9 protein-coding genes are annotated in these 10,702 nt (G+C 52.2%); 5 read left to right on the forward strand and 4 right to left on the reverse strand.

All coding sequences use genetic code 11. The features are described 5' to 3' along the window. Nucleotides 1-56: 56 nt before the first annotated feature. On the reverse strand, nt 57-1,157 hold the full coding sequence (locus Mcas_RS03825; protein ID WP_040334153.1) for a cysteine protease StiP family protein: 1,101 nt from the start codon (nt 1,155-1,157) through the stop codon (nt 57-59). A 107-nt stretch (nt 1,158-1,264) separates the two neighbouring features. On the opposite strand from Mcas_RS03825, the gene Mcas_RS03830 reads away from it, so the two are divergent. Genes Mcas_RS03830 through Mcas_RS03850 form a run of 5 tightly spaced genes read left to right on the forward strand, consistent with a single transcriptional unit; the run spans nt 1,265 to nt 5,234 of the window. Then, nucleotides 1,265-2,350 carry an HD domain-containing phosphohydrolase gene (locus Mcas_RS03830; protein ID WP_040334154.1) on the forward strand — a complete coding sequence of 362 codons (1,086 nt, stop codon included), beginning with the start codon at nt 1,265-1,267 and terminating at the stop codon, nt 2,348-2,350. A 32-nt stretch (nt 2,351-2,382) separates the two neighbouring features. Further along, a complete protein-coding gene (locus Mcas_RS16215) occupies nt 2,383-3,471 on the forward strand; it encodes an HD domain-containing phosphohydrolase (protein WP_052566828.1) in 1,089 nt (362 codons plus the stop codon). A 17-nt stretch (nt 3,472-3,488) separates the two neighbouring features. Continuing rightward, the gene (locus tag Mcas_RS03840) at nt 3,489-4,061 is read left to right on the forward strand and encodes a VOC family protein (RefSeq protein WP_040334155.1); all 573 of its coding nucleotides are present in this window, start codon (nt 3,489-3,491) and stop codon (nt 4,059-4,061) included. After that, a complete protein-coding gene (locus tag Mcas_RS03845) occupies nt 4,058-4,450 on the forward strand; it encodes a hypothetical protein (RefSeq protein ID WP_040334156.1) in 393 nt (130 codons plus the stop codon). The genes Mcas_RS03840 and Mcas_RS03845 overlap by 4 nt, the downstream gene beginning before the upstream one ends. Nucleotides 4,451-4,499: 49 nt before the next feature. Further along, nucleotides 4,500-5,234, forward strand: a complete 735-nt coding sequence (locus Mcas_RS03850; protein WP_156033098.1) for a hypothetical protein — start codon at nt 4,500-4,502, stop codon at nt 5,232-5,234. 158 nt (nt 5,235-5,392) lie between these two features. On the opposite strand, the gene Mcas_RS03855 is transcribed toward Mcas_RS03850, so the two are convergent. The 3 genes from Mcas_RS03855 to Mcas_RS03865 form a co-directional block, all read right to left on the reverse strand. Next, complete coding sequence (locus tag Mcas_RS03855) at nt 5,393-6,391, reverse strand: glycosyltransferase family 2 protein (protein WP_081853588.1); 999 nt, start codon at nt 6,389-6,391, stop codon at nt 5,393-5,395. A gap of 125 nt (nt 6,392-6,516) precedes the next feature. Beyond that, on the reverse strand, nt 6,517-9,624 hold the full coding sequence (locus Mcas_RS16220) for a PAS domain S-box protein (RefSeq protein ID WP_052566829.1): 3,108 nt from the start codon (nt 9,622-9,624) through the stop codon (nt 6,517-6,519). Between the two features lie 138 nt (nt 9,625-9,762). Continuing rightward, nucleotides 9,763-10,473, reverse strand: coding sequence for an MBL fold metallo-hydrolase (locus tag Mcas_RS03865; RefSeq protein WP_235203269.1), 711 nt, complete (start codon nt 10,471-10,473; stop codon nt 9,763-9,765). Nucleotides 10,474-10,702: the final 229 nt, after the last annotated feature.

The raw sequence follows: 10,702 nt of genomic DNA on the forward strand, positions 1-10,702 counted from the left end.
CGCATCGTTTTTACAAGTAAAATTCGTATCCGGCGTGGAGCGCATTGATGTGTCTCTTATGCAATAACAGCCGTTGCGTTGTAGGGCATATCGGCAACAGCCTCAACCTCTACGCCCCGTTCAGTGGCCAGCATGAGTATGTGTGAGATATCGGGCATATCCACGGACCTCACCAGGATCAGTCTGGGGATTCTCCGGAGCAGTGCGCGTGTGGTCTCACCGATTCCGGGCTTTATGTGGTTTATGTCGTCTACGTTATAGGTGTTCATGACCTTTTTTATAAACACCCTGCTGCGTGCAGCCGCCTCTGCCCTGCCATTATCGGACAACAGTGGCATCCCGATATCCGCTGATGGCGTCTCCCTGATGGTTGCCATGATGTTGTCTATAAACCACAGTGAGAGGTCTGCCTCCCTGAACTCCTCATAGAACATGCACCCATGAAAGTCCCCGGCCCCTATGAAATCGCCGTTTAGGATGGAGCGGCTTACCAGACCGGATATCGTGGAGTTCAACAGCGAAAAGGCAATCAGATAGTCATCCCTGCAACAGGCCACCGCTGCCGTGCCGGAGAGGTCGGCCAACACATGTAGATCGGCACTGATGTTGGTACCATGTCGCAAGTTAAACCCCTCAACTGCGTGCCTGAGTTCCCCTGATATGGCACCCTTTCCCGTCCAGCCATCAACAAAGACAATCTCTGCCCCTGCATGTGTGCAGAGTATGTATCGCAGGGCATTTTCGTCTATCCCCCTGTCCCTGATGATGGAGATGGCGTAGTGGGCAACGTCCCTGTCAAAGATTTCCCGCAGCGTTCTTTTCAGCAAGACACCAAGGGGGGTACCGGCCCTGGCAAGAGAAACAATGACAAACCTGTCCTTGCGGCTTGTGTACCTGGCCAGTGCGAGTATCTCTGCGGCCATCCGGCGTCTGTTGTCGCTCACCGCCTGGAAAAAAATATCGAGGTACCTTTGCCCCGGCAATGACTCCCGTGATATCATCTCGCTATAGTGTCGGGCGCCAGAGCGCAGCAGCCTCTCCTTAGTTTGGAGGTCTACAACTGCCATTTCGACGGGCTTAAGGAGAAAAACCACATCGTCTTGCAGGTAACTGCCATGGAAGGTCTGGTCACCCGTTTGTTTAAGTGTAAGGCTCAAGAGCTATATTAGCATATCCGTTACATTAATTGCCTGCGGTAAATTTTTGGAACAAGAACAATTCGCCCCCTTGATTATTTAATCAACACTATTGTACAATGATTCCTATGGGAAAAAGAGTCCTCATTGTAGACAACGACGAGGCAACGAGAAAGCTGGTCAGCCTTCACCTGAAGAAACTAGACTATGAGGTCTACTGCGCCTCAAGCAGTAATGCTGCTATCAGCAAGGCAGTTCAATATGCTCCGGAGATACTGCTGATGGACATAGACCTGCCCGGCAAGGGAGGTGTTGGCGAAATGCTCAGAGAAATACGCTCATACAAAGACCTCAAGGACATCCTTGCCATTGTAGTCACAAAACGTGCCGGTAAGGAAGATGTCATCAAAGCCATCAGAATGGGCGCCAACGACTATACCCTAAAGCCCCTCAAGATCGGTACCCTGCTTGCCAAGCTGGTCAGTTGGGCAAACACGGAAATGGAAGAACACTGGAAACAACTTAAACCCGAACATGAAAACGCACTGCGCCTCTTAAAGGTAACCATCGAAAGGTCTGTGGATTCAATCAGACAGAAGACCCCCCTGCCCTATGATGACATCGTAAATGCCATCGAAATACTGTGTGATACGCTCAAGGAAGACGGCATAACTGACGTTGTCGGAGCGGTCAATGGTTACAACAACACGTTGTTTCTGCACTCCCTGCTTGTTGCGGTCTACATGTATTGGTTTGCCAGACTAAGGGGATTTAACGATCAGGACTGTAAGCAGATGGCACTGGGTGGTTTACTGCACGACTTTGGCAGTGCATTAATCCCAATCGATCTCCTGTTTAAGCCCGGAAAACTCGACCCCGAGGAATATGTAAATATCAAGACACACGTAAACTATACAATGGATGTCCTGGATACCGTCACCGAGGTGCCGGATATAGTGCGGAGTATATGCTGGAGTCATCACGAAAAGATCGACGGCACCGGTTATCCGCGCGGCCTCAAGGGCGATGACATAAGCATCTACGCCAGAATGATGGCCGTTGTGGAGAGCTATGCCGCACTGACAACTAAAAACGTCTACAGGGACACCTACGCATCCGATGATGCACTGAAAATGCTCTACGAGCCGCCAGGTCACCTCGACCCCGCACTCATAAAGGAATTCGAACAGGGCCTGCTTAAAGGCTTTAAGTAAACCGACAAATATTAAGATTGTAAAATAAGGTTATGCCCAAAAAGGTACTGATTGCAGACAACGATGAGACCACAAAAGTGCAAATCGGCTCTCAGTTGGAAAAGCTGGGATACGAGGTACATACGGCGTCAAACACCAAAAATGCCATAAACAAGGCGCTTCTGCATATCCCTGATGTATTGATATTAGACCTCGATTTGCCCACAAAGGGCGGAGCTGAGGCACTTCGGGAGATTCGCTCATACAAAGACCTCAAACACATCATTACGTTTGTAGTTACGGCGCGTGCAACCAGGGAGGACGTCATCAACGCCATACGGATCGGGGCACACGACTATGTCTTGAAACCGCTTAAGATAGGCACCTTGCTTGCCAAAATGGTCAGTTGGGACAACACGGAAATCGAACAACAGTGGAAAAAACTCAAACCGGAACAGGAAACAGCCTTGCGTCTGATAAAGGCAACCATCGACAGGACGGTGGATGCAATAAAGCAAAAGACCACGTTGCCCTATGAGGACATAGTGAGCGCCGTTGATGTCCTGGAATTTACGATAAAGCGTGATGGCGTGGGGGATATTGTTGGAACGGTGGATGGCTACAACACCACGATGTTTTTACATTCCCTGCTTGTAGCGGTATATATGTACTGGTTTGGTGGCTTGAAGGGATTCAGCGAACAGGAGTGTCAGCAGATGGCGGTTGGGGGGTTGATGCACGATCTGGGTAGCGTCCTGCTCCCCACGGCGTTGTTGTTTAAGCCCGACAAGCTCGATCCGGACGAGTATAAGAACATCAAGTCTCACGTGGGTTATACGATGGATATATTGGACGGACTCAGCGAGGTGCCGGAGATCGTGAGAAATATATCCTGGGGGCATCACGAAAAGCTCGATGGCAGTGGTTATCCGCGTGGTCTCAGGGGCGATGAGATAAGCATCCATGCCAAAATGGCGGCCATAGTGGAGGCCTATGCCGCCCTGACTACCAAAAACGTCTACAGACCAACCTACCCGGCGGCTGAGGCATTAAAGATGCTCCACACACCTGCAGGGCATCTCGACCCCGAGCTTATTGAGGAATTCGCCGCTGCCGTGCTCTCAGAGTTTAAAATAGGTTAGCCGGAGGCATTGGTGCGATGGCAGTTTATACGGCAATAAACCATATAGCCTTGGTCACGGGGGATATGGACAAGACGATCCGGTTCTGGCGTGACCTGCTGGGCATTGAGCTTGTTGGTGGGATGGCGGATAATAATGTCAAGCAGTATTTCTTTGCCATTAACGACAGTTGTCTTGTTTCGTTTTTCCAGTGGCCGGGTGTGCAGCCCCTGGAGGAAAAGGACGCGGGACGTCCCCGGGCAGGCAGCATAGCCTTTGACCACATCTGCCTTGAGGTCACAGACGATGACGAACTGTGGCTGATCAAGGACAAACTGGATGCGGCTGACATATGGGTCTCCGAGGTGATTGACAACGGCTTCATACACTCCATCTTCACCTTCGACCCTAACGGCATTGCGGTGGAACTCTGTTACCGTCTCAAGGGGATCGACATGATTGCGGCCATGGGCATGAAAGACCCGCTGCCCTCTCCGGTGGCAAGGGAAGGCGCACAGCCTCAGCCGTTTTGGCCCGATTCAGACTCCCCCACATCATTTGACCAGCGGAGGGTATATCCGGGAGAACTGAGGAGGTTTCTGGAGCGATGACAATGCCAAAGGTAGTAGCCCTTTTAAACGTGTGGTTTCTGTTGTTGTGTTTTGCGTTGGCCGATGGTGCCGTGTTTGTGCTTACGGAGAAGGTTGATGGCTACAGGGTGAGGATGAAGACCTCCAGTGGCCAGTCACCCGTCGTAGGCAAAAACGAGGTAACCTTTGAGCTTAAAGCCCCCACAGGCAGGGACGTTGATGACGTCGATGTCGGGGTGACCTATGCGATTTCCGGCAACATGGGGCAGATGGCATCTTTTGTCAAGTCCGGCAGTCTCTACACGGGGAACCTGATTTTCAACACAGCAGCCTCGTGGGACGTGTTCTTCGTGTTTGAGGTTCGTGGCCAGCCACAGCGTGTTGTGCGCTTTACTTTTGAGGTCAGGTAAAAATTTGCCGGTTTATGGCTCTTTTGTGTGTTTGCAGGCGGTTTTGCTCGTGCTTCTGAATTTTACGACGGTCCTGGCATTTTCTGACGAGGCGGTGCTGAAGACCCAACAACGGATACAGGGACAAGCCATCGGATGGCGGATCGCCTTCTGGGCGGAGCAGTTTACCGGCACCCCCTACGACCCCGATCCGCTTGGGGCATACGTCAGCAACAACGCTATCGTCTTCGATGACCGGGTTGACTGTATGTATCACGCCTTCCGCAGCGTGGAGCTTGCCCTTGGTCACACGCCGCAAGACTCCGCAGCCATTGCCCTTGACAAGAGGTTCAAGCACCGGGGGAGCATCGATCTCAACGGCAACGTCTCCAACTACGAGGACCGCTTCCGGTACGGGATGGACATGATACTCAGTGGTAAGTGGGGAAGAGACGTTACGGCAGACATCGGCCAGACCATCGATATCAAGGGTGCCAGGGGCATAAGCACCGTTGCGATACTCCCCCCACGGGGTATCAGAGACGGGATGTCCAAGCTACAAAGCGGCGATATCGTCTACTTCGTCAAGGCCCCCGGCAGACGTATCGAAGGCGAAATCATCGGACACCTCGGCATCATAAAGAGAGACAACAGCGACGTCTATCTCCTGCACGCAAGCGGCACCAAAGACACGGGTAATCGCTCCACTGGTCGTCCTTCCGGCTTAAACGGCGTCAGGAAGGTGTCCCTTGAGCACTACATCGCAACGATGCCCTTTATCGGCATACTTGTCACACGCTTTTAAGAGTTACAACTGAGGCGCAGCTGAGAAAAGTAAAGAAGGGAGGCGGCTCCGCCCCTCCCTCAGCCCCACCCCGCAAGGGGGCCAGCCCCCTTGACCACTTCCTGCTTGTTATAGCTACTTATGCTCACTTACTTATTATGTTTACCAAATGCGGAAGCTCAGACAGTTTTTTTCTGCTGTACGTTTGGTCGGTGGGTAAAGGTCTTTTTCGGTCGGCTGAGATTATACGTTTCCTTTATGATGAAGATTGGGCGTCGCTTGACCTCCATGTAAATCTTTCCCACGTACTCACTGAGTATCCCTATGAACATTAACTGGATGCCACCAAACAGGTACAACGGCAACACCGTGGATGCCCACCCGGGGATTGCAGCCCCCTTGAACTTGGTCACCAGCGTCCAGCCCACCAGAATCAGAGCCGCTATGAAGTTGATAAATCCCAGGAAAAAAGACAATCTCAACGGAAAGTTGCTAAAGGAGGTGATGCCTTCAACGGCAAACATGAGCATCTTTCTGAGGGGATACTTCGTCGTTCCGGCAAATCGCTTGTCACGCGCATACTCGACCATCCCCTGCCTGAACCCCATGGACGGGAATATGCCACGCAAAAACCTGTTTGTCTCACCGTACTTCTTGAATTCGCTGATGACGGCCCTGGAGATGAGTCTGAAGTCGGCATGGTTGTACACGATGTTGACCCCCATAAATGCCATGAGCCGGTAAAAGAACTGCGCCGTAAACCGCTTAAAAAACGAGTCCTGCTCTCGACTGCTGCGCACCCCATAGACGATGTCACAGCCGCTGTTGTGTTTTTCGATCATGGCCTCTATGACCTCCGGCGGGTCCTGGAGGTCTGCGTCGAGGGAGACGGTTATATCGCCGGAAGCATTATAAAGCCCCGCCGTCAATGCCGCCTGATGACCAAAGTTGCCGCTGAGGGAGATGACCTTTATGCGTCTTTCCTTCGATGCAAGCTCCTTCAGCATATCCAGCGTGCCATCTGAGGAACCGTCGTTTACATACAGTATCTCAAAGTCGGTTATCAGGTTCCTTTCCACAAACCCGGTCAACAGCGCCATAACCCTGGTGTTGGTCGCACCAATGACCGGCTCTTCGTTAAAACATGGAACAACAACGCTTAATAGCTTTTTTTCCATTTTACACCACGTGGGGAGTCCCCCCGCATCTGTCATTTTAAGCAGCTACACTGCTCGACCGATTCTACCTTTATTTTAAACATATGCACAACTGTTAGTCAAGTCAGAGTCGCCCCTTTTTTTGTTCAGCAGGCATTTAGCAGTATGCAGAATTCGGCCCCATGTTCTACATTCCGTGCGGTCAACAGGCCCCCCATGTGTCCCTCGATGATCATCTTTGACATGTACAACCCGATCCCTGTTCCTTTGCCCTGTTCCTTGGTGGTAAAGTAGGGGTCGAAGACCTTGTCGATGATCTCCTCGTTGATGCCCCCGGCGTTGTCTGCGACTACGACTACGGCCTTTGTGCTGTGTCGGTAGGCCTTGATGTCGATGAAAGGCCCCCTGATGGCACGCAACAGGAGGAAGTCCTTGGCGTTGGTGACGATGTTCAGCAGGACCTGCGAAAACTCATTGGAATACCCATTGACCAACAGGCCTTCCTCAAGATGCAGGTGAAGGTCGATGAAGTTGTCCCGGAGACTGGCCCCGACAATAGAGACGGTCTTGTGTACGGCCTCTCTGATATCAAACTCGGTTTTTTCCTTGTCCGGCTTGAAGAAGTTGCGGAAGTCGTCAATGGTGACGGACATAAACTCAAGGCTCTGATTTGCCTGACGTACCTTGTCGGCGAGATACTTTGCGTTGAGGTCGCCAAACTCATAGGCGTCCTGGATGTTTAACAGGACTCCACTGACAACACTCAGGGGCTGCCTCCACTGGTGGGCAATGTTGCCGATCATCTCACCCATGGCGGCGAGCTTTGATTGTTGTACGAGCAACTGTTCATGCTGCTTTTGCTTCTCCTCCAACTCCCTGCGCAACGTGACATCCCTAAAGACCAGCACGGCACCCGTGGTCTGACCCTTTTCCTCAATGGGCGTGCTGACGTATTCAACGGCAAAGACGCTGCCATCTCTTCTGTGAAACACCTCGTCAAGGCAACTGTAGATAGCGTCCTTCATAAATCCCGTCAGCGGGGTGATGGCACCTATGGGCATCCCCACCAACTCATCCTCCTGCCAGTTGAGCATCTTTGCAGCGGCGGGGTTGGCAAAGGTGATGCACCCGCTGCCATCCAGTCCCACAATGCCCTCGCCCGCTGCACTTAAGACGGTCATGTGGTGGTTACTGATCCTTTGGATCATCTCTTCGGCCTTCCACCGTTGCACCCTGGTTCTCAGCGTGACGATACCGTAGGCCAGTTCACCGGCCAGCTTTACAAGGAGATCGAGCTCTTGCGTGTCAAATGCAGACCTCTCCCTGGAGTATACGGTGAGGGCGCCAAAGGCTATATTGCCCTCTATCAGGGGCAGACACACCAGGGAACGAAACCCAAATCGTCGGGCTGCCCGACGCCAGGGGGCAAAGCCGTCGTCAGCCTCGATATCCTCCACGACACATGGGTTTGCGGTCTTTATTGCACTTCCGACGGGGCCGCTGCCAAGGTCGGAGTCGTCCCACCTGACCCTGATCTGCGCCAGGTAGTCCTTGTCATCACCGCCGCAGGCTACAGGACGTACTACCTTAACGCCATCCTCCTCGATGGCATAACCGACCCAGACGACCGGAAAACCTCCCTCCGTAACGATGGTCTTGCATATCCTCATCAGCAACTGCAACTCATCAGTGGCTCGGACGAGTGCCTGCGAACAACTGCCAAAGGTCCGCAGTGCCCTGTTGAGCTTGAGAAGGGCCTCTTCGGCATGTCGTCTCATCGTATCGTCAACAATGACGCCATCAAGGTGGATGATCCTGCCCTGGGCGTCATAGACCCCTGCCCCCCTGTCATTGAGCCAGCGCGTGGAGCTGTGGGCATCGACAATGCGATATGTCAGGTCATAGGGGCGTTTGTCCTTGATGGCCTGAAGCAGTGCTCTTTCAGCGTTTTCCCGGTCAGCGGGGTGTACGATACCGGCAAATGGACGCTCCTTGTTAAAGAGGAATGCCCCGGCAGGGTATCCGCAGACGTCCTCAATGGCAGAGCCAAGAAACTCCATTGTCCAGTTGGCATCGGCCAGGCGTCTGTACACTGCCCCGGGGATGTTGGATACCAGCGTGCTATAACGCTCCCTGGAGCCACGCAGTTGACTGAGGGTATCTTCGGTATCCTCTTTTTTCTTGTACAGTGAGCTTCCCAGGTCATCAATGCCGGCGGCCAGAAGCCCCAACTCTGACTCCCTCCAGGCAAAACCGCTCCGTACAGTCAGGTCTCCACCTGCCATCCGTCTGACAACACCCACAAGGCGATAGACCTGCCCAATGACAAACATATATATGCCACCCCACCCGGCCACTATAACAAAGACAAACGTCAACACAATCCCCACGAGGTTACCCCTGAGCCTGCGGCGTGCATCGGCAAAGATGTCCTCTGGGGACTGACCAACACCGGCATACAGACCAATGGCGTTACCCATGCTGTAGAGAGAGGCGAAACCATAGTGGCGGTTGATGTTGTCAGGCCCGTTTGTATCTGTGAATTCAACGCCATTGTGTTCGGCTATGGCCCCTTGCAGTTGGCCTTCGGTGATGGTTGTCCCGACCCACTTGTCGCTGTCGGGGTGATGGGCAACCACTACACCGGTGGCGTTGAGCAGGGTGATGGTGTAGCCCCCGGGGAAGTTGACACGGGATATAAGTTCTCTTAAGGTGTGGAGGTTAAATATCGCATAGGTTACTCCGATAAGGCGTTTTTCGTTATTGCGCAGCGGATATGCCATGTGCATGACGGGTTTGCCCGTTGAGCGTTCAACGGCAAAGTCACCTGCTATGAAACCCCTGACCTCCGTGACCTTCCTGAAGAACTTATTGTTGAGAACGTTTATCTTTTCCCGTCTCAGTGGCAGTGTTGTGCACCACACCGTGCCATTGATATCCGCCACGCCGATGCCGTCAAGGTAGGGCAGTCCCTTAAGCAGAAAATGCAGTTCTTTCTGGCAATCAGGGGCGTTGGTCTGTTGTACCTCGGGCATGTGGCTGATGGTAACAAGCGTGGCTCTGATCTGGTCTATATAGCCCCCGATGGTTGCACTGACCAGCACGGTCATAGCACTGATGTTGCCGTTTGCCTCTGAAATGGCCAGAGAACGCTCTTTTACATTGGCATATAGCGTCACAAACAACATCGGCACCACTGCTATAATGGCTACGTATACGATACGAAACTTGATCAGGTGAAACAGCTTTTTCATCGCAAAGGCACAACTCTCCTGATATTGTAACATTACGCACGGCATTTTTTTACGGGGTCAAGGGGACTTCTTTCCGGTCGCAGCGGGTCGCACCCGCCCCGGCCACAAACCACCCCTTTCTTTTTTTTCTGTTTTGTGCTACTCTGCGTCCATGATGACCACGTTGGTCACGCCCTTTAGTCCTTGTGCAAACCGTTGGGCATCTGCCTTTGTGCCGACTATCTTGCCGTAGTGCATAGGGACAGCGGCCACTTTGGGGTTGATGTCCTTGACTGCGTTGACTGCCTCATCAGCCGTCATGACATATGTGCCGCTAACGGGCACTAACGCCACGTCGATGTCTTTGAGGGTTTTCATCTCCGGTATGTGGTCAGTGTCTCCGGCGCTGTATATGCGCATCCCGTTGATACTGAAGATATAACCAACCCACTCCTTTGACTTTGGATGAAATTGTTTGTTGGTGTTGTAGGCGGCAACGGTTTCAATCTTTATCCCCGCCACGGTAAACGCCTCACCTGGTTTGACAGTCCTGACCTTTGCCTTGAGTTTGGATGCACAATCGGGGGTTGTCACCACTACCGTATTGGCGCCAACCAACTTTTGGACGTCGGCAGGTGAGCAGTGGTCAAAGTGTTCGTGTGTGATCAGGATCACGTCTGCCGGCAGTGGATTTTTTATCTCCCAGGGGTCTACGTAGATGACCTTCTCCCCCGTTATCCTGAAAGACGCATGACCAAGCCAATGTATGTTCTCTAACATGTTGTCTCCTCCCTCCGCAGATACCATACCCATTGACAACCCCAAAACGATTGTCAGGGCTGCAACTGCATATTTAATCGCTCTCATCATTGATAATCTCCTTTTATTTTTTATTTTATTATTATACCATATATTGGCTTTCATCAAAAAACTATTTGGCAATGTCACTTTCTGGATTTGGTTGGGGTGCATAAATTTTTGGTGGCGTCAGGTTGCCTTCTTCAAATAGCTGACTATCTTGCTCCATTGTCCGGACAGATATAATACTATTAGGGAGATAACGGAAAGCACCCTCCCCTAACCCCTCCCATAAAGGGAG

This window comes from Candidatus Magnetobacterium casense (assembly GCF_000714715.1).
Classification (GTDB): Bacteria; Nitrospirota; Thermodesulfovibrionia; order Thermodesulfovibrionales; family Magnetobacteriaceae; genus Magnetobacterium; species Magnetobacterium casense.